The organism is Streptosporangium sp. NPDC020072, from assembly GCF_040631445.1.
Lineage (GTDB): Bacteria > Actinomycetota > Actinomycetes > Streptosporangiales > Streptosporangiaceae > Streptosporangium.
The window spans coordinates 554,952-579,568 of the sequence record NZ_JBEYAB010000002.1 but is presented as its reverse complement, the minus strand read 5'-3'; the positions used below and the strand labels follow the sequence as shown (position 1 = coordinate 579,568).

25 protein-coding genes are annotated in these 24,617 nt (G+C 70.7%); 13 read left to right on the top strand and 12 right to left on the bottom strand.

Annotation, left to right across the window (positions count from 1 at the left end; all coding sequences use genetic code 11):
* The first annotated feature begins 121 nt into the window (after positions 1–121).
* The 4 genes from ABZ470_RS05885 (at position 122) to ABZ470_RS05870 (ending at position 2,895) form a co-directional block, all read left to right on the top strand.
* The gene (locus tag ABZ470_RS05885; RefSeq protein ID WP_362772661.1) at positions 122–1,285 is read left to right on the top strand and encodes an acyl-CoA dehydrogenase family protein; all 1,164 of its coding nucleotides are present in this window, start codon (positions 122–124) and stop codon (positions 1,283–1,285) included.
* Positions 1,286–1,584: 299 nt separating this feature from the next.
* Positions 1,585–1,944 carry a hypothetical protein gene (locus tag ABZ470_RS05880; protein ID WP_362910254.1) on the top strand — a complete coding sequence of 120 codons (360 nt, stop codon included), beginning with the start codon at positions 1,585–1,587 and terminating at the stop codon, positions 1,942–1,944.
* A 133-nt stretch (positions 1,945–2,077) separates the two neighbouring features.
* Positions 2,078–2,602 (top strand): hypothetical protein, encoded by a 525-nt coding sequence (locus ABZ470_RS05875; protein ID WP_362910252.1) that lies wholly within the window; start codon positions 2,078–2,080, stop codon positions 2,600–2,602.
* Positions 2,599–2,895: a hypothetical protein gene (locus ABZ470_RS05870; RefSeq protein WP_362910250.1), complete on the top strand. Its 297-nt coding sequence runs from the start codon at positions 2,599–2,601 to the stop codon at positions 2,893–2,895. Before ABZ470_RS05875 ends, ABZ470_RS05870 begins: the two co-directional genes overlap by 4 nt.
* Before the next feature lie 157 nt (positions 2,896–3,052).
* Here the strand turns inward: ABZ470_RS05870 and ABZ470_RS05865 are convergent, their stop codons facing one another.
* Both ABZ470_RS05865 and ABZ470_RS05860 read right to left on the bottom strand, forming a co-directional pair.
* Positions 3,053–5,125 (bottom strand): hypothetical protein, encoded by a 2,073-nt coding sequence (locus tag ABZ470_RS05865; RefSeq protein ID WP_362910248.1) that lies wholly within the window; start codon positions 5,123–5,125, stop codon positions 3,053–3,055.
* Between the two features lie 140 nt (positions 5,126–5,265).
* Complete coding sequence (locus ABZ470_RS05860) at positions 5,266–5,610, bottom strand: hypothetical protein (RefSeq protein WP_352009960.1); 345 nt, start codon at positions 5,608–5,610, stop codon at positions 5,266–5,268.
* Positions 5,611–6,041: 431 nt separating this feature from the next.
* Between ABZ470_RS05860 and ABZ470_RS05855 the strand changes: the two genes are divergently transcribed.
* Positions 6,042–6,869 (top strand): hypothetical protein, encoded by an 828-nt coding sequence (locus tag ABZ470_RS05855; RefSeq protein ID WP_362910246.1) that lies wholly within the window; start codon positions 6,042–6,044, stop codon positions 6,867–6,869.
* A 43-nt stretch (positions 6,870–6,912) separates the two neighbouring features.
* Here the strand turns inward: ABZ470_RS05855 and ABZ470_RS05850 are convergent, their stop codons facing one another.
* Both ABZ470_RS05850 and ABZ470_RS05845 read right to left on the bottom strand, forming a co-directional pair.
* Positions 6,913–7,155, bottom strand: coding sequence for an antibiotic biosynthesis monooxygenase (locus ABZ470_RS05850; protein ID WP_362910244.1), 243 nt, complete (start codon positions 7,153–7,155; stop codon positions 6,913–6,915).
* A 76-nt stretch (positions 7,156–7,231) separates the two neighbouring features.
* Complete coding sequence (locus tag ABZ470_RS05845; protein ID WP_362910242.1) at positions 7,232–7,696, bottom strand: heme-binding protein; 465 nt, start codon at positions 7,694–7,696, stop codon at positions 7,232–7,234.
* A 177-nt stretch (positions 7,697–7,873) separates the two neighbouring features.
* On the opposite strand from ABZ470_RS05845, the gene ABZ470_RS05840 reads away from it, so the two are divergent.
* Entirely contained in the window at positions 7,874–9,085 is a 1,212-nt protein-coding gene (locus tag ABZ470_RS05840; RefSeq protein ID WP_362910240.1) for a multidrug effflux MFS transporter, read from the top strand.
* On the opposite strand, the gene ABZ470_RS05835 is transcribed toward ABZ470_RS05840, so the two are convergent.
* The 6 genes from ABZ470_RS05835 to ABZ470_RS05810 form a co-directional block, all read right to left on the bottom strand.
* Complete coding sequence (locus tag ABZ470_RS05835) at positions 9,030–9,944, bottom strand: glycerophosphodiester phosphodiesterase family protein (protein WP_362910238.1); 915 nt, start codon at positions 9,942–9,944, stop codon at positions 9,030–9,032. The two genes, ABZ470_RS05840 and ABZ470_RS05835, sit on opposite strands and share 56 nt — an antisense overlap.
* 168 nt (positions 9,945–10,112) lie before the next feature.
* On the bottom strand, positions 10,113–10,688 hold the full coding sequence (locus tag ABZ470_RS05830; RefSeq protein ID WP_352009954.1) for a hypothetical protein: 576 nt from the start codon (positions 10,686–10,688) through the stop codon (positions 10,113–10,115).
* Between the two features lie 112 nt (positions 10,689–10,800).
* On the bottom strand, positions 10,801–11,646 hold the full coding sequence (locus ABZ470_RS05825; protein ID WP_362910236.1) for a response regulator: 846 nt from the start codon (positions 11,644–11,646) through the stop codon (positions 10,801–10,803).
* The gene (locus ABZ470_RS05820) at positions 11,643–12,788 is read right to left on the bottom strand and encodes an ATP-binding protein (RefSeq protein WP_362910234.1); all 1,146 of its coding nucleotides are present in this window, start codon (positions 12,786–12,788) and stop codon (positions 11,643–11,645) included. The genes ABZ470_RS05825 and ABZ470_RS05820 overlap by 4 nt, the downstream gene beginning before the upstream one ends.
* 109 nt (positions 12,789–12,897) lie before the next feature.
* Entirely contained in the window at positions 12,898–13,242 is a 345-nt protein-coding gene (locus ABZ470_RS05815; RefSeq protein WP_352009951.1) for an STAS domain-containing protein, read from the bottom strand.
* 45 nt (positions 13,243–13,287) lie between these two features.
* Complete coding sequence (locus ABZ470_RS05810; RefSeq protein WP_362910232.1) at positions 13,288–14,829, bottom strand: LCP family protein; 1,542 nt, start codon at positions 14,827–14,829, stop codon at positions 13,288–13,290.
* A gap of 64 nt (positions 14,830–14,893) precedes the next feature.
* Here ABZ470_RS05810 and ABZ470_RS05805 point away from each other — a divergent pair, with 64 nt between their 5' ends.
* A complete protein-coding gene (locus ABZ470_RS05805) occupies positions 14,894–15,919 on the top strand; it encodes a glycosyltransferase (RefSeq protein ID WP_362910360.1) in 1,026 nt (341 codons plus the stop codon).
* Between the two features lie 28 nt (positions 15,920–15,947).
* Here ABZ470_RS05805 and ABZ470_RS05800 read toward each other — a convergent pair whose 3' ends face one another.
* Complete coding sequence (locus ABZ470_RS05800; protein WP_362910230.1) at positions 15,948–17,312, bottom strand: SDR family oxidoreductase; 1,365 nt, start codon at positions 17,310–17,312, stop codon at positions 15,948–15,950.
* 155 nt (positions 17,313–17,467) lie between these two features.
* On the opposite strand from ABZ470_RS05800, the gene ABZ470_RS05795 reads away from it, so the two are divergent.
* From ABZ470_RS05795 to ABZ470_RS05770, 6 genes are all read left to right on the top strand, one after another.
* Positions 17,468–19,096, top strand: coding sequence for a CDP-alcohol phosphatidyltransferase family protein (locus tag ABZ470_RS05795; protein ID WP_362910228.1), 1,629 nt, complete (start codon positions 17,468–17,470; stop codon positions 19,094–19,096).
* Between the two features lie 10 nt (positions 19,097–19,106).
* Positions 19,107–19,730, top strand: a complete 624-nt coding sequence (locus ABZ470_RS05790) for a DUF5941 domain-containing protein (protein WP_352009947.1) — start codon at positions 19,107–19,109, stop codon at positions 19,728–19,730.
* A gap of 103 nt (positions 19,731–19,833) precedes the next feature.
* Positions 19,834–20,568, top strand: a complete 735-nt coding sequence (locus tag ABZ470_RS05785) for a phosphocholine cytidylyltransferase family protein (RefSeq protein ID WP_352009946.1) — start codon at positions 19,834–19,836, stop codon at positions 20,566–20,568.
* Between the two features lie 5 nt (positions 20,569–20,573).
* A complete protein-coding gene (locus tag ABZ470_RS05780; protein WP_362910358.1) occupies positions 20,574–21,614 on the top strand; it encodes an iron-containing alcohol dehydrogenase family protein in 1,041 nt (346 codons plus the stop codon).
* Positions 21,592–22,359 (top strand): CDP-alcohol phosphatidyltransferase family protein, encoded by a 768-nt coding sequence (locus tag ABZ470_RS05775; protein ID WP_352009945.1) that lies wholly within the window; start codon positions 21,592–21,594, stop codon positions 22,357–22,359. The genes ABZ470_RS05780 and ABZ470_RS05775 overlap by 23 nt, the downstream gene beginning before the upstream one ends.
* 196 nt (positions 22,360–22,555) lie before the next feature.
* On the top strand, positions 22,556–23,437 hold the full coding sequence (locus ABZ470_RS05770) for a glycosyltransferase family 2 protein (RefSeq protein WP_352009944.1): 882 nt from the start codon (positions 22,556–22,558) through the stop codon (positions 23,435–23,437).
* Between the two features lie 108 nt (positions 23,438–23,545).
* On the opposite strand, the gene ABZ470_RS05765 is transcribed toward ABZ470_RS05770, so the two are convergent.
* Positions 23,546–24,460 carry a TIGR03620 family F420-dependent LLM class oxidoreductase gene (locus tag ABZ470_RS05765; protein WP_362910226.1) on the bottom strand — a complete coding sequence of 305 codons (915 nt, stop codon included), beginning with the start codon at positions 24,458–24,460 and terminating at the stop codon, positions 23,546–23,548.
* Positions 24,461–24,617: the final 157 nt, after the last annotated feature.

The window sequence follows — 24,617 nt, the reverse complement described above, 5'->3', positions numbered from 1 at the left end:
TGCCGTCAGAGTAGCGGTATCCACTTGTCTGTACTCTCACGCCACCTGCACAAACATCTGGCTGCACTGATCTACCACCCTGGAGCGGTCCATATTTTGTTGGACGTCCTAGTATTTCTCCATGAGCTTCCCTCTCTACGAGCTGCCCGAAGAGCACCAGATGCTCCGGGAGACCGTCCGTGCCCTGGCCGACGAGAAGATCGCTCCGCGGGCCGCCGAAGCCGACGAGACAGGGGAGTTCCCCTGGGACGTCTACAAGGCACTCGTCGCGGCCGACCTGCACGCCGTACACGTCCCGGAGGAGTACGGCGGCGCCGGGGCGGACGCGCTCGCGGCCGTCGTCGTCATCGAGGAGGTGGCGCGGGCGTGCGCCTCGTCCTCGCTGATCCCCGCGGTCAACAAGCTGGGCACCGTCCCGCTGCTGCTGTCGGCCTCCGAGGAACTCAAGCAGCGTTACCTGCCGCCGGTCGCGCGGGGCGAGGCGATGTTCTCCTACGCCCTGTCCGAGGCGGAGGCGGGCAGCGACGCCGCGGCGATGAAGACCCGAGCCGTGGCCGACGGCGACCACTACGTGCTCAACGGCGCGAAGATGTGGATCACCAACGCCGGGGTCTCCGAGTACTACACGGTGATGGCCGTGACCGAGCCGGGCGTGGGCGCCAAGGGCATCTCCGCCTTCGTCGTGGAGAAGTCGGACGAGGGCGTCAGCTTCGGGGCCAAGGAGCGCAAGCTCGGCATCCGGGCCTCCCCGACCCGTCAGGTCATCCTTGAGGACGTCCGCATCCCGGCCTCCCGCATGATCGGCGCCCCGGGCACCGGCTTCAAGACCGCGCTGGCCACCCTGGACCACACCCGCGTCACGATCGCCGCCCAGGCGCTCGGCATCGCCCAGGGGGCGCTGGACTACGCGATCGGCTACGTCAAGGAGCGCAAGCAGTTCGGCAGGCCCGTCGCCGACTTCCAGGGACTCCAGTTCATGATCGCTGACATGGCGATGAAGCTGGAGGCGGCCAGGCAGCTCACCTACGCCGCCGCCGCCAAGTCCGAACTGGCCATGCACGGCAAGCCGCAGAAGGACCTCACCTTCATCTCCAGCGCCGCCAAGTGCGCCGCCTCCGACGCGGCCATGGAGATCACCACCGACGCGGTCCAGCTCCTCGGCGGGTACGGCTACACCAGCGACTACCCGGTGGAGCGCATGATGCGCGACGCCAAGATCACCCAGATCTACGAGGGCACCAACCAGATCCAGCGCCTGGTCATGGCCAGGCAGCTGCTGAAGTAGGTCGTTGAGAACCGTCCGCCGGTTTTCGTGGCCTCCATGAGGCTCTGTTCCGTCCCCGTTCCGTGAGACGCGGTGCGGGGACGGAACGGGGAGAGCCCCGTGTCTCACGGAGCGGGGGTCGTCACGATGGACAAGGTCACCGGAACGGTCGTCCCGGGGGACCCCGAGGAATCCGGCCTCCCCAGATGTTCCGGGGTGTGGGTGCACGAGACTCTGTCCGGCCGGTACCGAACCTTCATTCTTCTTCGAACCGGGAAACCGGCTTGGTCATGGTGCGGACGGCTTCCACAATGAGTGGCATGCCACAGATCGTTGTCGAGTACTCCGCATCCCTCGCTGAGGCGTTCGACCGGCGCGGATTCGCGTCGGTACTTCATCCGGCCGCGGCCGAGTTGATCGGCAGTGCCCTGCCGGATTTCAAAACACGCTTTCGTTCGATCGCCGAAGCGGTCATCGGTGGCGGTGCCGCCACCGAGGCGATGGTCCACGTAGATCTGGCGATCCTGCCCGGGCGCGATCCGGAGGTCAAAGCTCGTCTGGGAGATCTGACCCTTGCGACGCTGTGCGACCACCTCAGGCCCGGGACGGGACTGAACACCCAGGTCACCGTCGAGGTCCGGGACATTGAGAGCTACCACAAACGGGTCCTGACACGATAACCGCTGATGGAATCCGGTCATATCGTGGAGGGCTTTTTTTGGAAGTCTCCGAACCCTGCTGAAGATCGGTGACCACAGCTGTGAACTCCTCACAGAACGATCTTTCGGGGTGTTGTGACGGTACGGTGTGCCGATGGGAGATGTCTACGAACTCGTGCTTTCGGCGGACATTCGCGCTGACGTGACCGACGACGAGCTCGCCGAGCTGCGGTGGCATGTGGGGGAGGGGCCACGGCCTGAGCGGCTGCCGATCGGCTCCGACAGATACGTGGAAACCTATCCGCTCGGTGATCCCGATGACCCCGATTGCGAATGGGAGAACGCGGAGGCGGAGCCCGTGTTCGCGCAGCGGGGCGCTGCCCGGTGGGTGGGGGGCGCGCTCGTCGCCGAGTTGGTCGCGCGAGAGCGATCGGACGGCTGGGTGCTGACGGTACGCCAGGAACTCCATCCCGACGACTTCTACCGGCTCCGGACATTGCTGGACTGGTTTGGCCGGTGTTCGGTTGACGCACATGCCGGCGGCGCCGGATTCTTCGTCGGTTACCTGCGCTTCCACGAGAGCGTTGAGATCGCGCCACTTGTCCTGTCGAACGGGCGGATTCACGTGCCGGAGGACATCGAAACGCACACCCCGTACTGGGAGGACACCGGGTTGTGACCGGTCCGGTCCGCGACATGCCGGGGGAGAAGAAACGGACATGGTGCTACCGGCAGATGTTCGTTCTGGGCGTCGCATTGCTGCTCACAACCGGAGACCATATGGCCGACCGCGACGATCCGGGGAAGGCGAGACAATCGGTGGTCACACCGGCAGGGAAGGACGACACGTCGAACGCTAAGGTCATCGACAAGGACCAGCGCGTCGAGATTGACGAGAACAGCCCGCTTTGGCCGCTGTTCGAGGGGCTTTCTTACGACGATTCCACCGCCACGGACTCCAAGAAGGAATGACCGCCGGTCTCCGGAGAAATCATCGAACGATCATGTTCCGGGTGACTGTGACCGAGGGGTTTTCACGGTTCGGAGCAGGTGCCTGATCGCTTTCCTGAAGCAGGCGGCTTTCGAACCGGTCATCGCCGAATGACGGGCGGCCTCTGCCGGATCCGGCTCATCTGAATTCAGGGCCGCGGCTCCGCTGGTGGAAGGGCCCCAGGGCGATTGCGAGGAGGGCGCAGGCCGCGGCCGTCGTGGTCAGCACGGGCCAGGGGAGGGTGCCTCCTGCCGTGATGGAGATGAGGAACAGGCCGTGCCAGGCGGTGATGACGATCACCAGGGCGGTCATGGCGAGCAGGGGGACCGTCAGGTGCCACCAGGCGGCCGGCCCGGAGGCGTCGCGGTCTTCGGCGAAGCCGATCCAGGCGGCCTGGAGCAGCGCGAACACTCCCACGAGGCCGAGCAGTGTCAGCCACGTCCCCAGCCCGGTCCGCCGGACCGCCCCGTCGATCCAGCCGCCGCCCGGGGCCGTGGTCTCCAGCACGGGCAGCGTCGCGTAGGCCGCGCGGGCGACCCGTGGGTACTGCCCCCTGGTGTCGCTGACGACCACGACCAGGTTCCTGGTCCGTTCGGTACGGCCCCGGCCGACCTGGCCGGTCAGCGTCCGGATGCCGTACCAGCTCCGGAGCTCCTTCAGCCTGTCGTCCTCGTGGTTCCCGGGGACCAGCGCGCCGGTGCACGGCAGTTTCAGCATCCGGAGCGTCCGGCACGGCCCGACGAGCGTCGCGAGCCTGCCGTCCTCACCGATCGTCAGCACCGCGAGCGCCGACGTGCGGGGAAGGGCCCGGGAGAACCTCTCCAGGTCCGGGCGCCCCGCCGTACGCACGACCAGGAGGGTGTCACCGATGCGCCGCTCCGTCGTCAGGGCCGCTCTCGCCGTGTCTCCGATCCGTCCCTCCCAGATCTGGATGAGGGTCAGGACCCCCAGCAGGACGACCAACGCCGTGAACAGGCGCACGAACGGGGCGGGCCGCGCCGCGAGCCGCAGACCGCCGGTGAGGAGTCCGGGGCGCCCCGAGTCCGCGCCGCGCCTGGCGAGTTCGCGGCCCCCGGACACGGCGAGCGCGGTGGCCGCCGAGGGCAGCAGAACCCACATGCCGGCCGTGCCCACGGCGAAGGTGATCAGTTTCCCGGCCGGAGGGAAGTACTGGCTGAGGGCGACGGTCCCGGCCGCGAGAGGGCACGCCACGAGGCGCCGTTTCGGAACGGAGTACGGCGGGGTGCCGGGCCCCCTTTCCGCCTCTCGGTCTCCTTTCTGTGCCGTCTCGTGGTCCGCTTCCACCTTGGAGGTCTTTTGCTCCGTCCGGCGCGGGGCGGCCACGAGGACGAGCCCGGTGGTGAGGCTCGTGAGGATCGCCGCGCAGCCGAGAGGCCAGGCGGCGCGGACGTCGGCGGAGTTCAGCACGTAGCCGGTGGCCGGCACGGGCAGATCGACGCACGCGGCCAGGACGAGCACGAGACCTCCCGCCACGCTGCCGATCACGAGCGGCGCAACCTCCTCGCCGAGCCCCGTCAACGCCCGGCGCCACCGTGGTCCGGCCCGCTCGCTCCGACGCGATCGGGTCCGCGGGCGCCACCGTGGTCCGGTACGGTTCCCGGTCCGCGGGGCGCGTCGGGCGGCGACCGTCATGAGCGCCAGGGCGGGCACCAGCGTGAACGTCCCGAGCGCGAGCAGCACCTCGGACAGGTCACGCTGGTCCAGCGTCTCGACCAGCGGGAAGGGCCGTCCGAACCCGGTGATCGGCAACCATGATTCGCGTTCCACCGCGTTCGGGGAAGTGGGCGGGCGAACGTAGGCGAGCCGCTCCGAGGGCGACAGGAGCCCCTCCGGCCCGATGAGCCCGCCGAAGCGCCCGTAGCGGGTCCGGACCTCCTCCGTGGCCCCGCGTCTCAGCAGTTCCGGGGAGAGCATCGCCTCTCCCGGCGCGGGCCACCGGGTCAGCCCGGGAGGCGGCGGCGCCGAGGCGTCCAGCGGTTCCACGAACACCACGCTGTGCTGCAGGCCCCCCACCGCGTCGAATCTCGACGCCCACCAGGCGACGGCGTCCCGTGCCGTCTCGGCGATGACCGGGCCGCGCGCCCGATCCCTGGCCGCGCGCCCCTCGTATGTCGCGACCGCGAGCACCATGGCCGACATGACCACGGCCAGCACGCACGAGGCGGCCAGGAGGGCCCACCGGCCCGTCACGGGACCGGACCCCAGGTCTCCGGGGCTCGTACGGCTTCGCGGTACGCCATGGGAACGCACTTGCCTCCCGTCGTCGGTTCCGGGCGTCAGGACGAAGGCCGGGTCGACGGTGTCGGCCCGGCCAGGTGATGGACTTCGGGTCAGGGGGAGACCCAGGGCCCGACGTCGTCGGGGGCGTGGTTGTTCTCGTCGATGGCGCGAAGCTTGATGATCTTCGAGCCGCTCCCGGAGTAGACGGTTCTTCTGTAGCCGCTGTGGTTCCAGAGGGTCCGCTTGGTCCCCGGGCTGCTCTGCCGGTAGTACTCGGCCTTGACCGGGTCACCGTCGTCGCTGTTGTCCTTGACCGCGATCTTCCCCGGGTTGCCCTGTGCGGGCGCCCAGGCGTGGGCGCCGCCGCCGTAGGAGCTGACCGCGACCGCGTTGGCGGTCGGAATCACGAGTCCGGCTGTGAGCACCGCCCCCGCGACCCATCTGATCTTCACCATAATGCCTCCCGTAGCGCCGTTCTGGTTTTGGAACCACTCGAACTTGATTTGGAGAGTGGTCAATTAAAGAGAGCGGCTGTAATAACAGTATGTTTTTGCCGCGCTTCGTCAAGGCGGTGTGTGTTGTGAATCAGGTGGGCATTGAATTGTGTCCTGGCCGGTCAGAATGGCGCGGTGGTTGTGTCGTCGTTTATTTGTCTGCTTATTTCCACATAAAAGGGGATGTGGAAGAAGGCGGCGGACCCGGCCGGAGGGTGTTTCCCGTTCCGTGGAATACCGGGCCTGGTCGCCGGTCGGCCGAGGCGTTTTCACGGTGACGGGCACGGGCGGGGCCGTCGGGGAGAGTGCGTGGTCGGTCTCGGAGCGGCGACTCGCTAGGGTGGGGCCTTCGATCTTGACCCCCTTCGATCTTGACCCCCGGGAAGAGCCGCATGTTACGTCGTCATCGTTTCGGTGTTCCCGCCCTGCTCGTCATGGGCGTCTACCTCGTCGCGGTGGCGGTCGCCGCCGGGGCCGCGTGGGTCACCGGTGATCTCGGTGTGCTGTGGTGGCTGACGGTGTTCACCGAGGCGGACGCGGGCGCGGCGGTGACGTGGCCGAACGTGATCGTCCTGGTCCTGGCCGGAGCGCTGTGGGCCTGGGCGCTGTGGCAGTGCCTTCGCGGGCCGCTGGCGGGGCCGTCGCCCACCCTGGACCGGGACGAACGGCGGCTGAGGGCGGCGCTGTACGCGTCCGCGGCGACCTGGTTGCTCTACTTCGCCGTGCCGTCGTGGCCCTGGTGGGTGACGGTGCTCGACTCCCTGCTGATGGTGGTGGTCGTGCTGCTGTTCCGGCCGGTGCTGACACGCGGTGTGAAGGGCGCCGACCGCACGGGGGCCGTGGGCGTCCTGGCGTACGGGGGCGTCGCCGTCTCCGAGGTGCTCGCCCTCCTCGGCCGGGACACGCCCGGTCAGCTGAACCTGATCTGCGCCCTGGCGACCCTGGTCTGGACGGTGCTGGTGCTGCGGGCGCAGTGGATGGACGGCCGCTGGCGGACGGCCACCGTCCAGTACGGCATCGCCGCCCTGCTGCTGCCCGTTCTCTGGCCGCTGGCCGGGCTGCTCGCGGGAGGGGAGGCCGTCCGCGACGCACTGACGGTCGTCGACGCCCTGGGCATGGTCTGGCTGATCCGTTCCGCCCATGACCTGGCCGACCCTCGGCCGTCGGCCGACTCCACGCCCCTGCCGGTCGCGGCGGAGGGCTCATCACCTCACCGGTGAGCCCGGGAGGCGTGGGCGGATCTCCTCGGCGCCGGGAAACGGCTCAGGCCGTCGTCCCGATCTTCCGCAGGTTGAGGAAGTCGACCTCGAAGGAGACCGACAGGTCGTCACAGCGGGCCGCGAAACGCTTGACGTGCTCAAGCTCGCGGTGCGCCTCGAAGGCGGCGCGGTCACGGTACGGCTCGTGGAAGATCCGCTGGGGCGGCCGCCCCTCGACCGTGTGCGTGGTGTAGATCGGCGTGTCGGGTTCGCTCTCCCGGACCTTCGCCACGGTCCGGGCGGTCAACCGGTCGAACCGTCGGCGCCCGCCTGGTCCTCGCACGTGAAACGCACCATCGATCCGAACACGGGTCTCTCCCGCGTCAGCGGGTGGGGAAGGCGATCACACCTGCCTCGGCGCACAGGACATCCTGGGCGGGGGTGGCGCCGCTCACGCCTATGGCGCCGACGGGATCGCCGTCGTGTTCGAGGAGGAGACCACCGGCCAGGGTGGTCGGGCGGAAGGGCAGCTGGTCGCCTGCCAGGTCGAACACGTCGGGGTAGTTCTCCCTGAGCCCGGTCAGGCCGGCGCTGTCGCGGCGGAAGGCGGCGGCCGTACGGGCCTTGCAACGGGCGACCTCGGGGGTGAACCAGGTGGCGCCGTCACCGCGGACGACGAGGACGTCCCGGCCGAGGGCGTCGACCACCGCGACGCTGACCCGCAGGTCCTCCTGGGCGGCGCGGGCCAGCGCGGCCTCGGCCATCGCGCGTGCCTCGTCCAGTCTCAGTTCCCGTGCCACGACATGTCCCTCCCGCGTCGAGTCGTACGGTCCCACTATGTAGGACATCACAGCAAAAGTCGTATACGACCGGACCCGGTGGGAATCAGGGAAATCGGCGTCGTGATACTGGTTCTGACCCGAGCGCCCCGCCGGCTCCCGCACGGACCGGAACCCCGCGAGAAGGAGATCCATGAACGTCGGCACCCCCGGCCAGGACGGACGGCACCAGGACGGGCGGACGCGATGACGGTCGCCGCACGGCCCGCCGCGCTGTCCGGGCTCCGGCGGGTACGGGTGCTGGTCACGCTCGGCGCCCTCTCGGCCTTCGGCCCGCTGTCGATGGACCTCTACCTGCCGGTCCTGCCCGAGCTCGGCAGGGCACTGCGGACCACCGACGCCCTGGCCCAGATGACCATGTCGATGTGCATGGTCGGGCTGGCGCTCGGCCAGCTCCTGGCCGGTCCCATCAGCGACCGGATCGGCCGCCGCCGCCCGCTCCTGCTGGGGGTCGCGACGTACGCGGTGGCGTCGGTGCTGTGCGCGCTCGCCCCCGGGATCTGGTCGCTGATCGGCTTCCGCCTGGTCCAGGGACTGGCCGGGGCGGCCGGGCTGGTCATCGCCAGGGCGATGGTCCGCGACCTGTTCGACGGCGACGAGGCGGCGAAGGTGTTCTCGCTGCTCATGCTGGTCGGCGGCCTGGCGCCGGTGGTCGCCCCGCTCGCCGGTGGCCAGCTCGCCCGCTTCACCGACTGGCGGGGCATGTTCGTCGCGCTCGCCGTCATCGGCGTGCTGCTGCTCCTGGCCGGGCTCACCCTGCCGGAGACGCTGGAGAAGCAGGCGCGGCACACCGGCGGGCTGCGCGAGACGGGACGGCAGTTCACGGTGCTCGTGCGCGACCGGGTCTTCGTCGGCTACGCGATGCTGCTGGCGCTGGCGGGCTGCTCGCTCTTCCTCTACATCACGCTCAGCCCGTTCGTGCTGCAGGAGGGCTACGGGGTGACCGCGCAGACCTTCTCGGCGATCTTCGCGGTCAACTCCGTCGGCATCGTCCTCGGCGGCAACGTCAACGGTCTCCTGGTCGGCCGGTACGGCGCCCGCCGGATGCTGGGCTCGGGACTCGTCGTCGGTCTGGTCGGGGCGGTGGCCGCCCTCGCCGGGGTGCTGGCGGGCTGGGGCCTCTACGGCCTGCTGCCCGGCCTGTTCCTGGCGGTCGCGAGTGTCGGCATGTCCACGCCGAACGCCAACGCGCTGGCCATGACGCCGCACGGCGAACGGGCCGGGACGGCCTCGGCGATGCTGGGCGTGCTGCAGTTCCTGCTCGGCGCCGTGGTGCCGCCGCTGGTCTCCCTGGCGGGCGCGAGCGCGCTGTCCATGACGCTGGCGATCTGCGTGACCTCCGTCACGACGCTGGCCGTGCTGTTCGCGACGCTCCGGGCGCGGCCCCACGCCGCCTGAGCTGGGGTACGGCCCGGCGCTGGGCGCGGGAGACCACCTCGCGCAGCACGTCGGGCCGGTTGGTGATGACGCCGTCGACCCCCTGGGAGATCACCCGGCGCATGGCCTCCCGGTCGTCGACGGTCCAGGTGAACACCTCCATGCGGCGGTCGTGGACGTTCCTGACGTAGCCGGGGGTGAGATCGCCGTACGTCGGATTGATCTGACGGGCGAACCTGGACAGATCGTCGAGCCGGGAGGCCGGAGGCGTGCCGAGCAGGCCGATCGGGACCTGGGGCATGATCCGGTGGAACGTCCGCATCGAGTCCCAGTCGAACGACTGCACGACGAGCCGTCCCGGGGCCAGCCAGGCCGGATTGCGGCGGAGCTCGCCGGCGACGCGCTCCTCGACGCCCGGATACAGGTTGGGCGCCTTGATCTCAAGCAACAGGCCGAGGCCGCTGCCGTCCATCGCGCGCAGCGCCTCACCCAGGGTGGGCACCCGCTCGTCCCGGTACTTCGCGGCGAACCACGAGCCCGCGTCCAGCCTGCGGATCTCCGCCAGCGTGAAGTCCCCGACCCGCCACGGCGACCGGCCGGGGAAGACCCGCTCGACGTCGGTGGTGCGGTTCAGGGTGGTGTCGTGCACCACGACGAGTTCGTGGTCCCTGCTCTCCTGGACGTCGAGCTCGAACAGGTCGGCGCGCTGCTCACGCGCCAGTTCGAAGGCCGCGACGGTGTTCTCCGGCGCGTACGCCGACGCCCCGCGATGGGCGACGACGCTCACCGGCCGTACGGCGGCAGCGGCGGGGGCGGCGGGGGTGGCCGTCAGCGCCGCCACGAGTGCGGTCGTGACGAAGAGGCCGAGTCGTCGGAACATGGGTCTCCTCGGGTCGGAGGGATGACCTACGATTCCAAGCTGACTGAGGCCTGTGACAACGAGTTGAGGAACAAGTAACCCGGCGATGCCGGGCAGGTGAGCAGACGCGACGGCGGTTTACCCGGACCCGGGCGGATCTTCCCCTCGGGGAGGGGAAGATCGCCGGTCTCAGCGGCGGCCGGACAGGTTCGCGGTGTAGGTGGAGTAGCCACAGGGGTAGCCCCCGAAGCCACGTATCGAGATCCGTCCGGAGACGGTGCCGTCGTTGCGGAAGGTGTAGGAGGCGCCGCCCTCAGTCGGGAAGTAGACGCAGCTGGTGAGGGTGCCGGTCGCGGTGAAGTTGTTCGAGCCCGAGGCGCTGATCCGGCTGTCGGGGGAGACGGTCGCGGTGTTCCCGCTGGTCCTGACATAGGCCATGTCGAGGGCCGCGGTGCCGCCGAAACAGGCCGAGTTGCTGCCGTACCAGATGGCGCCGACCTGCGGGGCTCCGGCGGGGAAGCCCGACTTCAGGCAGACGTCGACCGGGTTGGTCCCGTTCGTGGTGACCCGGGTGACGGTGCTGCGCAGGACGAGCGTGGCCGAACGCCGGAAACTCCTGCCGCTGACGGTGCCCGAGATGACGACGCTGTAACTGACGGCCGTGCTCGACCGGCCGGTGGCCGTGCCCGCGTGGGCGGTCGTGGGGAGTGTCGCGGCGATCAGTGCGGCACCGGCAAGGGTGGACGTGATGACGCGTGTGCGCATGGTGTGCTCCTGACGGAAAGGGCGGACCCCCAAGGGGATTTTGGGATGGCCGCTCCTTGGGCCGCCATCCCCAAACATGGGGATGCCACCGGGGGAGGGGGAGACGGGAGGATCAGCACAGGCGCAGCTCCATCGCCCAGCGCAGCGCCGCGGCACGGGGGGAGAGGTCCCTCTCCCCGGGGTGGGAGGCCAGGTACTTCCGTTTGGCCGCCTCCAGGTGGTCGGCGACGGTACCCGGCCTGATCCCCAGCTCCCTGGCGGTCTCCTTCAGGCCCAGGCCCCGGCAGCCGACGACGGCGACCACGTCCAGCTCACGGGGGGAGAGGCGGTTGATCCTGCGGCGGCGGGCCGTCAGGGCGAACGCCCCCGCGAGCGCGGCCTCAAGCTCTGCCTCACCGGTCCCCGAGACGGTCTCCGAGACGGGCCCCGAGACGTTTCCCGAGAGGTTTCCCAAGGCGGCGAGGACCTCCTCGTGGCCGTCGCCCTCGGCCAGCGCGCGCAACGCCGTACGCTGCCTGGCCGAAAGATCGCCCGCACCCAGCGGGCGGGCCGCCGCGTCGTCGAGCAGGAGGGCGGCCAGCAGCGGGGAGACGTGGTGACGGCCCGCGCTGACCAGGCCGACGGCGTGGACGTACTCCGCGTGGGTGGTGAAGCGCTTCTCCACGTATCCCCAGGCCCCGGCGGCGACCACGTCGAGCACCTGGGCACGGCCCGCGACCCCGGAGGTGGCCAGCACCCGCCAGCCCCTTGAGGTCAGGTGGGCGACGGCCTCCGCACCCGAACGGCCCTCGGGAAGCGAGTGGTCACAGACGGCGACGTCCCCCGGGCCGCCCTCAGGCAGGCACTCCACGGCGGTCACCGGTTCGAGCACCGTGTGCCCGGCGCGGCGCAGGGCGTCGGCCAGCGGGTAGGACACGATCGGATGGTCGTCGACGATCCCGACCCGTGCCCGGCTCACCCCCGGTCCCCGGGCCAGCGCAGGACGACCTTGGCGCCGCCGCCAGGGGGGCACTCGATCGTCCAGCTCCCGCCGTGCCGTTCGACGGCGGCGAAGCTGCGCGACATCCCGCCGCCCCGCCGTACGGGGTCCTCGGGCAGGCCGCGGCCCCTGTCGCGCACGACCACGGTCACACCGTCGTCGTGCGCCTCGGCGTACAGGTGCACGCCGTCCGGGTTGCCCGCGTGCCTGGCCACGTTGTTCAGCGCCTCACGGGCGGCGGAGGCGAGCGCCGCGCCGACCTCGGGGGGAGGGTCGTGGTGGACGCGCAGCACGTGGGTGAGCTCAAGTCCCAGGTCGGCGGCGCTCTCGGCCACCTCGGCCATCAGGTCGGCGAACGCCGTCGCGTGCTCGTCGGTGATGAACCGCCTGGCCCGCTGGGCGGCCCTGCGGGCGGCACGGGCGGTCGGCGGATCGAGGGACGGGCTGCCCGCGACCCGTTCGACGATCGGCAGCAGGTCGTCGTGGATGGCCCGGTGCGCCGACTCGCGCTGACGCGCCGTCTCCTGGCGGCGTTTGTACTCGGCGATGAGCTCCTGGCGTTCCTCGGCCAGTCGCTGCGCCAGCACCGTCTGGCCCGCCAGGTCACGCAGCTCCCTGCCGATCAGTACCGCGATCAGGAACCACAGCGTGAAGCCCAGCAGGTCGGACAGCAGCTTCTGGGTGAGGTTGGGATAGATGGAGGCGGTCCACGCCACGGCCAGTACGGCCACCGCCGCCACGGCCCTGCGGTTCCAGCCGAACCCGAAGCCCAGCACCGCCGAGGTGGCAAGGCAGAAGGGCAGCAGGGCCGTCAGGACGACGTTGCGTTCGTGGGGGAGAGCGGCGCGCGAGCCGATCGTCATCACGACCAGGCTCACCAGGACGTCGGCCCAGACGAGCGGCGGGTCGTGCAGGGTGCCGTGCCAGGCCCTGGCCGTGAACCACACGGCCTCGACGGCGGCCAGGAGCGCCACGCAGGCCGCCGCCCAGGGAAGGGCGAGCCGGTCCCACGAGACCAGCGGGACGAGCAGGAACGCCGTGGTGCCCGCCCTGGCGTAGACGATCATCCTGGCCATGCGCCGTTCGGTGGCGGCCTGGACGTCGTGCCGTAGCAAATCCACGTCTAGGCGACGTGCCTGGGCCCTCGACCGGGTTACCGCGTGCCCTGATCGTTACCCCCGCGCGGGCACGCGCCCTGTTGTACGTGACCCCCGCGCGGGCGCGCGGGGGTCAGGCGACGGACAGAGCCTCCCGCAGGCTGCCCCGGGTCTCGATGTACCTGTCGAGATTGGTCATGGTCAGCAGGCGGGCGACCATGCCGGGACGTACGACCAGGATGAGGCGGCCCTGGGCGTCCCTGGCACGGGTGAGCGCGCCGACCAGGACACCGAGGCCGACCGAGTCGCAGAACGAGATCTCGGTCAGATCGAGCACCAGGCAGGGATGTTCGACCATGCCGAGGGCACGGCCGATCTCCGTGTCGAGACGCGGCGCGACCGACATGTCCAGTTCCCCCGCGGCGTGGACCACGACACAGGGACCCCTGCGCCATCTGCGGACCTCAAGAACCGTCATGGCCATCACCTCCTCACCGGATTCCTGCCCTGGGAGGAGCCGGACTCACTTCTTGCAGATGTTCTCGGTCGCGGTCTTCGCCTCGGGAAGCGTGCTCGCCGAGGGGCTCGGGGCCGGAGCCGGGGTAGCCGAGGGGGCCGTGACGGTGACCTTCCTGGCTCCCGGGTACTTCTGGCCGACGACCACCTCGATCCGGTCGCCGAGGTCGTCGACCACGCGCACCTCGGCCCCCGGCAGCGCGGCGGCCAGGGTGCGCGCGGAGTCCTCGCGGCCGGGGCCGTACCGGATGAGGGTCTTGTCGTGGTCACGCTCGCGGGTGTCCCCGGCGGGCTGCGGCACCCGGAACCCGGCCTTGATCAGGTCGTTCCTGGTGCGCGCGCCCAGGCCCCTGATCAGGGTTCCGTTGAGCACCTTGACGGCGATCCGCGACGGCGGCACGGTCAGCGGGGTCGCCGACGGCTTCGCGGACGGCTTCACAGAAGGGGTTACGGAAGGTTTCACGGAGGGGGTCGCCGAGGGGCTGTTCGTGGGCTTGGCGGGCTTGGTGAGCGGGTCGTCCGCGGCGATCCTGCGGAACATCTCGGCCGCGGCCTCCTTGTCCCACAGCACGGCCGACTCACCGGTCGGCGTCTTGTAGTCGACGTCGGCGAGCGGGACCGTAGCGAAGGAGACGTCGTCGGTCGAGACGTTCTTGAGCTGTTCGGCCAGGCCGAGCAGGTCCCTGCGGAGCGCGTCGTCGACACTGAGCGTGCCGAGGGTGCTGTTGACGAACGCGCTGAGCCTGACGGGATTGGCCAGCGTGCCGCCGCTCAGCGCCCGCTGCAGCAGGGCCGAGATGACCTGCTGCTGCCGGTCGATGCGGTCCAGGTCGGAGCGGGCGGTGGCCCGGGTCCGGGCGTAGGACAGGGCCTTGGCGCCGTCGAGGGAGTAGTTGCCCGCCTGGAGCTGCAACCCGGTCTTCGGGTCGTCGATGGCCACGGGGGTGCAGACGTCCACGCCGCCCAGGGAGTCGACGACCTGGATGAAGCCCAGCACGTTGACCTCGACGTAGTGGTTGATGGTCAGCCCGGTGACGTTCTGCACCGTCCGTACGGCCAGCTTGGGCCCGCCGAGCTGGTAGGCCGCGTTGATCTTGCGCATGCCCTGGCCGGGGATCGTCGTCCAGGTGTCACGGGGCAGGCTCACCACGGTGACGCGGGTGTGGTCCTCCGACAGGTGCAGGACCATCATGGTGTCGGTGCGCTGCCCGCTCTCCCGGCCGAGCTTGAGCTCGTTCTGCTGCTTGCGGGTGAGGTTGTCGCGCTTGTCCACGCCGACGACCAGGATGTTCATCGCGCCGGTGGCCTGCGAGCCGGGCACCCCCGCGTCGACCGACTTGATCTGGCTGCCCACGTAGTTGGTGAACGCCCAGGTCGTCCCGGAACCGCCGAGGACCAGGCAGGAGAGCGCGCCGGCCAGGATGAGGCCGCGCCGCCGTGACCGGGCACCCCGGGCGGGCCTGCGCTCACGCCGGGGGGCGACTCGGACCTTGCCGTAGGCGTCGCCGCCCACCCGCACCCCCGAGTCCTCTTCTCCCGACTCGCGCATGCGTGGCCCCCTAGGCTTGCTGGGTCGATGAGGTACCCGTCCGTACAGTAGCGTGAGCGACGCCATGAAGCAGTTCCCCGACTCGCCCGCGCCGGCGTCGTCTCCCGAGACACGTGTCTGGCCGCCCATCTCCATCGTCATCCCGGTGCTGAACGAGGAGCGCCATCTGCGGGAGGCGGTGCGCCAGGTCCTGTCGCAGCGTTACGACGGCCCGATCGAGGTCGTGCTCGCGATCGGGCCCTCGAAGGACCGCACCCAGGAGGTCGCGGACGCGATCGCCGCGGAGGACCCCCGGGTGGTCGTGGTCCCCAACCCGACGGGCCGCACGCCCAACGCCCTCAACGCCGCCATCGCCGCCTCGCGCAACGCCATCGTCGCCCGGGTCGACGGCCACGCCATGCTGCCCGAGGACTACCTCAAGGTCGCGGTCGAGACCCTTGAGGAGACCGGGGCCGACAACGTCGGCGGTGTCATGGCGGCCGAGGGCGTCACGCCCTTCGAGCAGGCGGTCGCCCGCGCCATGACCTCCAAGATCGGCGTCGGCGGGGCCAGGTTCCACACCGGCGGAACCGCCGGGCCCGCGGACACGGTCTATCTCGGGGTGTTCCGCAGGGAGGCGCTCGAACGCGTCGGCGGCTACGACGAGCACTTCCAGCGGGCGCAGGACTGGGAGATGAACCACCGCATCCGCGAGACGGGCGGCCTGGTGTGGTTCCAGCCCAGGATGCGCGTGTCCTACCGGCCGAGGCCGAGCGTCAAGGCGCTGGCCAAGCAGTACTTCCACTACGGCCGCTGGCGCAGGGTGGTCGCCCGCACCCACGAGGGCACGATCAACCTGCGCTACCTGGCGCCGCCCGCCGCGGTGCTGGCCATCATCCTGGGGCTGGTCGTCTCGCCGTTCTTCTGGCCCGGCCTGCTGCTGCCCGGTGGTTACCTCGCGGCGATCCTCGCCGGGTCCGCGCTCACCGGGAGCGGACTGCCGACCTCCGCCCTGCTCAGACTGCCGCTGGTCTACATGACCATGCACATGTCGTGGGGGTGGGGCTTCCTGACGAGCCCGCGCAGCCTGGTCAAGCCCGCCAAGGGCTGAGGTTCCCGGCGGGGCTCACCCCGGAGTCTCAGCGGGCCGTACGGCTCACCCCGGAGACGAGGACGTCGACCACCGTGCGGGCGACGTCCGCACGCGACGGCTCGGGCGCCGGTGCCGTCAGGGGTCCCGCCGGTTCTGGGGCCAGGCAGCTGACGCGCACGCCCTCGGCCGCCCACTCCACGGCCAGCGCCCGGGTCAGGGCGACCACCGAGGCCCGCGCGGCCGACCGCAGGGCGTGCCCCGCCCCGGGGTACGGCACGGCGGAGTGGAACAGCAGGTGACCCCGTCGCTCACGCAGGTGGGGCAGGGCGGCGTCGGCGACGACGACGGGACCGAGCTGGGCGGCGCCGGTCCTGCCCAGGTCACCGGCGGCCGGCGCCTCGACCACGCCGACGACGTGGTCGATCCCGCCGCTCTCCTTGGCCACGCGTGCCAGGGCCTCCTCGACGGAGCGCGGGTCGCTCACCAGCGTCCAGGGGAAGGAGAACACCGCGGCGCCGTGCCGTCCGGCCAGCTCGGCCACCGCCGCGCCCACCCCGTCCCCTTCGCCTTCGCTCTCGCCCTCGCCCTCGCCGAAGATCACCACGGTTCCGCCGTTCAGCGCCGCGCCGTACGCGGCGGGCAGCTGCTCCGGCACCCGCTCGGCGGCGAGCTGGAACAGCCGCTCGGCGATGAACACGTCGACCGGGTGGGTGACCTTCATGTTGCGCTCGCTGCCGGGCACGACGTGGATCGGCACGTCGGGCAGGTAGCGCAGCACGACGCCGCAGTCGTCGGTCGGCGGCCGGTCGGCGAAGCCGGGATCGGCGAACGCCCGCTCGTAGGCCTCGCGGATCACCGGCAGGCGGAAGCACTGCGGGGTCTGCACGCGCCGCAGCGCCGCCCGGTCCGGGACCTCACGGACGACCTCCCCGTCCGGTCCCCGCCCGACGACCACGATCGTGTCGGAGGTGGGGATCGCGACCTCGACGGCCCGGTGGGTCCGCAGCGCCTCGACGCACTCGGTGATGACGCGCGGTTCGAGCAGCGGCCGTACGGCGTCGTGCAGCAGCACGTCGCACTCGCGCTCTTCGTGATCTTCGTGCTCTTCAAGGGCCCGCAGCGCCCGCCAGGTGGTCTCGGTACGGCTGGCGCCGCCCTCAAGGACCCGGCTGACCTTCGTGAACCCCCCCGCCGCGACGACGCGCTCCACGTCCTCGGTGAAGCCGGGCGTCATCAGCACGAGGATCTCGTCGATCTCCGGGGCGTCCTGGAACACGGTCAGCGTGTGCTCGATGATCGACCTGCCCGCGATCTCGACGAGCTGTTTGGGGGTGTCGAGCCCGACCCGCCTGCCGACCCCGCCGGCCAGGAGAACCCCGACGGTGTGCGGGCGTGGTTCAAGAACGGTCAAGGTCTGACTCCTCCAACGGTCTGGATACGGCGAGCGTAACGGTTGACCGTCCGATCCCGGCCCGCGGTCCCGTGCTATGCGGTCAAGATCTCGCTACCCTGAGTGCGCACTCCCCGATTCGTACGGCGAAGCCGTCGGATACGAAGGAGCTCTTCTTGCCCGATCCCGATGCCTCCCTCCCCGCGGAGGGCCTCCCCCCAGACATTCCATCCGACGGCTCCACACCTGCTCCCGCCGCCCGGACGGCCACCGTCGTGCTCGCCACGACGGACGCCGCGGGACTGCGCGGGCAGGGCGGCACTCTGCTCGACCGGCTGACCGCCCAGCTCTCCGGGCTGCCCACCGGGGACGTGCACGTGGTCACCCGCTCAGGCGACGTCATCCGCGCGCCCGGCGGCGCCTACCTGATCGGCTCGGAGGGGTCCGGCGGCCTGGCGGACGACCTGCGCAGGGTCGCGGGCGTCGCCCGTACGGCCACGGGACCGGTCGCGGTGCTCGCCGGGAACCTGGTGGCCCACACCGAGGCGCTGGCGCTGCTGCTCGAACGCCCGGGACGCGACACCGGCGCCCTGGTCACCAGGGGGGACGGAACCCCGCCGGTCAGGATCGACAGGGGGCTGGTCTCCGCGGCGGGGACCTCCCTTCACGACGTGGAGGGCCCGAACGGCGCTTTCCACGGTGCCTTCCAGGTGGGCGCCGACGACGTGCGGACCCTGGCGGCGACCGCGGAGACGCTGGCCGACCTGGCGGAGGCCGGTGGCCTCGGCACGACGGACGAGGCGGAGGCGGGCGAGCTGCTGCTGTCCGGCCTGCTGCGCTCCGGTGTCGCGGTGCGGGCCGTCGGGCTCGGACGGCTGCGCTGCGACCGGGTGACGACGCAGGAGGAGGCGAACGCGGCCCTGCGGCGGCTGAGCGAGGTGGACGAGTCCGAGGCCCGGCTGGACGCGGCGATCAAGAGCGACGACGGCTTCTTCGCCACCTTCTTCGTCAGCTCGTGGTCCGGACACGTGGTCAGGGTCGCGGCGCTGCTGGGCCTGCGGCCGAACGCGGTCACCGGTGTCTCGGTCGGCCTGGCCGTACTGGCCGCCGTCTGGTTCTCCGCGGGCACCCGTCCCGCGCTGGTGACCGGGGCCGTGCTGGTCTACCTGTCGTTCGTGCTCGACTGCGTCGACGGCCAGCTCGCCCGCTACACCCGGCTGTTCTCCCCGCTCGGCGCCTGGCTCGACGCCACCTTCGACCGGGTCAAGGAGTACGTCGTCTATCTGGGACTCGCCCTCGGCTACCAGGGGGAGGGCATCTGGCCGCTGACCGTGGGGGCGCTGATCCTGCAGACGCTGCGGCACACGGTCGACTTCTCCTACGTGGGCGCCAGGGCGGACGCCGAGCGGGCGGGCCACGCCTGGGCGGGGGCCGCGGGTTCGCCGGCCGCCAGGAGCGACGTGGCCGTGGCCGCAGAGGGGCCCCGGCGGCGGGGGCGCGATCCGTACGGACCGGTCGCGGCGCCCGCCGAGCCGCCGGTGCCTCCAGCGCCCCCGGCGTCTCAGGAGCCGCCCGCACGGCGGGGCAACGCGGTCGTACGGCTCTCGCACCGCCTGGAGCAGGACTCCCTCACCCGCTGGCTGAAGAAGATCATCGTGCTGCCGATCGGGGAGCGGATGGCGTTGATCGCGGTGACCGCGGCGCTCTTCGACGCGCGGGTGACGTTCCTCGCGCTGCTGGGGTGGGGCTGCGTCGCCATGCTCTACACGCTTTCCGGCCGGGTCGCCAGGTCGATGAGCAGGTGAGAGGGGAGCCATGGTCACCGTTCACATGACGCCGGTGCCGCGCGGCAACGTGGTCGCCTACCGCGACGACGGGGTGCTGTCGCGGGGGATGGGCGCGCTGGTCGTCGGGCAGTTGCCGCCGCTGCCGCCCGTGCTGGTCGGCACGTTCGTGACCGGGGTGCTGCTGCTGGTCGGGGTCGCGGGCACCGACGGGCTGGCCGTCCTGGCCCCCGCCGTCGCGCTGCTGCTGGCGGGCCCCGGCAGCTCACACCCGCACGACGGCCGTCTCGACTGGCTGGTGCCGCCGATCCTGCGCCTGACCGAGTACGGCTTCGTGGCCTCGGTCGGGTTCGCCCACGACGTGCCGCCCTGGTTGATCTTCACCCTGCTCGGCGCGATGGCCTTCCACCACTATGATCTTGTCTATCGTCTGCGGCAACGCGTCTATCCGCCGCAGTGGCTGGCGACCTTCGGGCTCGGCTGGGACGGCCGGATGCTGCTGGTCGCGCTCGGCGGGCTGACCGGGCAGGTCACGCTGGTGTTCGCCCTGCTTGCGCTGTATCTGTGGGGTCTGTTCGGGTGGGAGAGCGTTACCTGCTGGCTGGCCGTACCCCGCTCGAAGGCGGGCTCGGCCGGCCTGGAGACGCATGACTGAGAACACCCGGCAAACCTCCGATTACACGATCAAGGCCTGAAGGCAACTAACCTTTGGGACCAGGAGTGCCCGTCGAGGGGCTCACTTGGATGAGGAGTGCACGTTGCTGGGAATGGTGCTGGCCGCCGGGGCCGGACGACGCCTGCGGCCGTACACCGACACGCTGCCCAAGGCGCTCGTGCCGGTCGACGGTGATACCACGATCATGGACATCTCGCTGCGGAACCTCGCCGCGGCCGACCTCCGTGACGTCGTGGTCGTCGTCGGATACCAGGCGCAGGCCGTACACGAGCGCAAGGCCGAGCTGGAGCGGCGGCACGGCGTGAAGCTCACCCTCGTGCACAACGACAAGGCCGAGGAGTGGAACAACGCCTACTCCCTGTGGTGCGCCCGTGACCACTTCGACCAGGGTGTGCTCCTGGTCAACGGCGACACCGTGCACCCGGCCTCCGTCGAGGAGACGCTGCTTTCCGCGCCGGTGACCGGCGACATCCTGCTCGCGGTCGACAACGTCAAGAAGCTCGCCGACGAGGAGATGAAGGTCACCCTCGACGACGACGGTCACCTCAAGCTGATCACCAAGCTGATGGACCCGGCCGCCGCGGCCGGTGAGTACATCGGCGCGACGCTGATCCGTCCCGGTGCCGCGGAGCGGCTCGCCGACGCCCTCAGGGCCACCTTCGAGCGCGACCCGCAGCTGTACTACGAGGACGGCTATCAGGAGATGGTCACCCGCGGCGAGAAGATCGCCGTAGCCCCGATCGGGGACGTCCCGTGGGTCGAGGTGGACAACCACGACGACCTCGCGAGGGCCCGGGAGATCGCGTGCCGATACTAGCCAGGATGCTGCCCGCCCCGCTGACCATGGAGGTACGGCGGGGCGCGGTCGCCCAGCTCGGCACGCTGCTGGCCGACAGCAGGGTGGCGACCTCGGGGCGGGTCGCGGTGGCCGTCGGAGTGGGGCAGGGCGACCGGATCGCCTCGGTCATCGCCCCCTCACTCGGTGAGGCCCAGGTCTTCCGGGTGGCGAACGGCTCCGTCGACGCCGCGGTCTCGCTCGGCGCCGACCTGCGCAAAGGCGCCTACGAGGCGGTGGTCGGCATCGGCGGAGGCAAGACGATCGACGCGACCAAGTACGCCGCGTCGCTCGCAGGGATCCCCATGGTCGCGGTGGCGACCAACCTGTCGCACGACGGCATCTGCTCGCCGGTCGCGTCGCTGACCCACGACGGCGGCAAGGGCTCCTTCGGCGTGCCCATGCCGCTGGCCATCGTGGTCGACCTCGACTTCGTGCACGACGCGCCCGACTCCCTGGTCCGTTCCGGGGTCGGCGACGTGGTGAGCAACCTGTCGGCGATCGAGGACTGGCAGCTCGGCAACACCGAGCGGGGCGAGCCGATCGACGGTCTGGCCTGCGCGATGGCCCGCACCGCGGCCGAGGCGGTGATCGGCAGGAACGACTCCATCGAGTCCGACGCCTTCCTCACCGTGCTGGCCGAGGCGCTCATCATGTCGGGGATGGCGATGGTCATCGCCGGGTCATCCCGTCCTTCGAGCGGCGGAGACCATGAGATCCTGCATGCCGTGGATCAGCTTTTCCCCGGCACCTCGAACCACGGCGAACTCGCCGGAATCGGTGCCGCCTTCTGCTTCTTCCTCCGCGAGGACTCGCGGAGACTGACCCAGGTCGTCGAGTGCCTGCGCGGGCACGAGCTTCCGGTCACCCCCGGCGACGCCGGACTGACCGAGGAGCAGTTCACCGAGGCCGTCATGCTGGCGCCCTCGACGCGTCCGGGACGCTACACGATCCTGGAGCACCTGCGCCTGTCCGAGCCGGAGATTCGCGAGCGGGTGGGGGACTATGTCCGGGCCGTCGGTCGCTGAGTTCCGCGCGGTCGCCCAGCCGCAGTCGACCATGGGTCGCAACAGCGGCGAGCACTGGGCGGGCTCGCTGTACATGCGCAAGCTGTCGATCTACGTCACCTGGTTCCTCGCCAAGACGCCGATCACCCCCAACCAGACCACCTGGCTGATGATCCTTTCCGGACTGCTGGCGGGCGTGGTGCTCACGGTGCCGGGGTTCTGGGCCGCGGTGGGCGCGGCCCTGCTCATCCAGCTCTACCTGCTGCTCGACTGCTCCGACGGGGAACTGGCCCGGTGGACGGGCCGTACCTCGATCACCGGTGTCTACCTGGACCGGGTCGGGCACTACTTCGCCGAGGCCGCCCTGCTCATCGGTCTTGGCTTCAGGGCCTCGGAGGTTCTGCCCGACTGGTACACCGTGCTGGGCTTCGCCGCCGCGCTCGGCGCCATCCTGATCAAGGCCGAGACCGACCTGGTCGACGTGGCGCGTGCCCGCTCCGGGCTGATCGCGGCGACGGAGAGCTCGGCGGAGCAGTTCCGATCGCGGGGCCTGGGCATGGCCCGCAGGGCCGCGGCGGCGCTGAAGTTCCACCGGCTCGTCCAGGCGGTCGAGCTGTCCCTCATCGTGGTGCTCGTGGCCCTGTGGGACGCCCTCAGCGGCGGTCTGGCCGCGACGCGGGTGCTCATGGTCGCCTGCGTGGTGGTCGCCGTGCTGCAGACCGCTCTGCACCTGGTGAGCATTCTGGCCTCCAGGCGGCTTTCGTGAGGAACCGGATGGCGTTTCGGTGCGTCGTAGGTGCGGACGTCCCACTGTTTGGTGGGTGTTCGCCGGAGGTTCCGATACGCTTATTTCCCGGTAAATCAGGAAGTTGTACTGAAGCCAGAATCGCCCCACCCAGCAGACTCGGTGATCATGAAAGTATGCCCCGCACGTGCTCTCGACGCGTCAAGGCGATGACGCGTTGAAGATCTCGTGCGTCATCCTCACCATGGGCAACCGGGTCCCTGAGCTGGCCCGGGCCGTCGAGTCGGCCGTCAACCAGGTCGACGGCGATGTCGAGATCGTCATCGTCGGCAACGGCGCGGACGTGCCCGAGCTGCCGGTCACCGTGCCCGCGGGATCGGCGGCCTCGATCAGGACCGTCCGGCTCAGTCACAACACCGGCATCCCGGCCGGTCGCAACCGCGGCGTCGAGGAGTGCTCCGGCGACGTCGTCCTCTTCCTGGACGACGACGGCTGGTACGGCGAGAGCAACGTCATCTCCCACCTTCGTGAGCGCTTCTCGACCGAGCCCGACCTGGCGGTCGTCTCCTTCCGCGTGATGGACCCCGAGGGCGGTGTCGGTCAGCGCCGTCACGTCCCGCGCCTGCGCGCGGGCGACCCCGAGCGGTCCTCACCGGTCACCACCTTCCTCGGTGGCGCCTGCGCCATCCGCCGGTCGGCCTTCCTCCAGGTCGGCGGCCTCCCCGAGCGTTTCTTCTACGCCCACGAGGAGACCGACCTGGCCTGGCGGCTGCTCGGCGAGGGCTACCGGATCGAGTACGACGCCCAGACGGTCATGTACCACCCGCAGGTCCCGCCGACCCGCCATGCGGACTTCTACCGCCTCAACGCCAGGAACCGCGTCTGGCTGGCCCGGCGCAACCTCCCCTGGCCGCTGGCGGCTTTCTACCTCCTCAACTGGATCGTTCTCACCCTGCTCAGAGAACGTTCCCGTCCGGCGTTGCGCGCCTGGTTCACCGGCTTCACCGAGGGGATGCGCGAGCCCGCGGGCGAGCGCCGTCCGATGGGCTGGAAGACCGCCTGGCGCATGCTCCGCCTGGGCCGTCCCCCGATCGTCTGAGCCGTCAGCCGGGCGCGGCGGCGTGCGGCTGACCGAGATCGTCCTCTCCTTGCCGAGGAGCGGTTCCACCGGTTTCGAACCGGTGGCCGCACGGGCGCGACCGGTCGGTCACATGCCTCGGGCGTGCGGATCCTGGGGGGCTGTCAGGAAAGGGGCGAGGCGTTCGAGCTGGTCGACGGCGGAGACCAGGTCGTCCGCCAGGGGATGCACGAGGACGTGGTCGGCGCCCGCCTCCAGGTGGGCGCCGAGCCTGCCGGCGACGGTCTTCTCGTCCCCCCAGCCCAGGATGGCGTCGATGAGCCGGTCACTGCGTTCACCCGCGAGGTCGTCGTCCCCGTAGCCCAGGCGCCTGAAGTTGACGGTGTAGGGGGTCTCGACGTCACGGAACCGGGCGGGGGTCAGGGCGCGCATCCGCGCCCTGGCGGAGACCGGGTCGGTGTCGAGGACGACCGCCTGGTGAGGGATCAGCAGTTTGCCGGGCCCCAGCCGCTCGCGCGCGATCGCGGTGTGCTCGACCGGCTGCATGAACGGGTGTGCTCCGTCGGCGTGGTCGGCGGCGAGCCGGTGCGCCCGGGGCCCCAGGGCGGCCAGGACGAGGGGGTAGCCGATCTCCGGGAGCAGCGTCGTCGCCGCGGTCGCCATCGCCTCTAGATAGGCCTGTAGCTCTCCCAGCGGGCGGTCACCGCCGTGCCCGCCGAGACCGAGGACGAACCGCCCGGGGTAGGCCTCGGCGAGGGTGGCGGCGCCGCCGTGCGCGGCGAGGGGCTCGCGCATCCGGATGTTCGCCACCCCCGTTCCGACGACGATCCGGTCGGTCGCGGCCAGCATCACGGCGTGCTGGGTGAACACCTCACGTCCGGCGCCGAGGGAGGTCGCCGGGGGTTCGCCGCTCCACAGTGAGCCGTAGCCGAGCCGTTCGACGCGGGAGAACTGCTCACGTTGCACGCTGACGGGGGTCCTCAGCAGAGTGGGCGGGGCCAGCCAGACACCGAACCGGCCCAGCCTCAGACGTGTCTCTTCCACGGTCACGATCGCCTGCCTCCGGGGTATGGGAGGACTCCCCATTATTCGGAGAGGCCCTCCGTTTTGTGTGCACCACAATACGGAGGTTGCCTCCGCTTGGCAATCGACGCACGTCGTCGAGCGGCCTGTCACAGGTGGCTGCTGTGTCGTGAAGAGA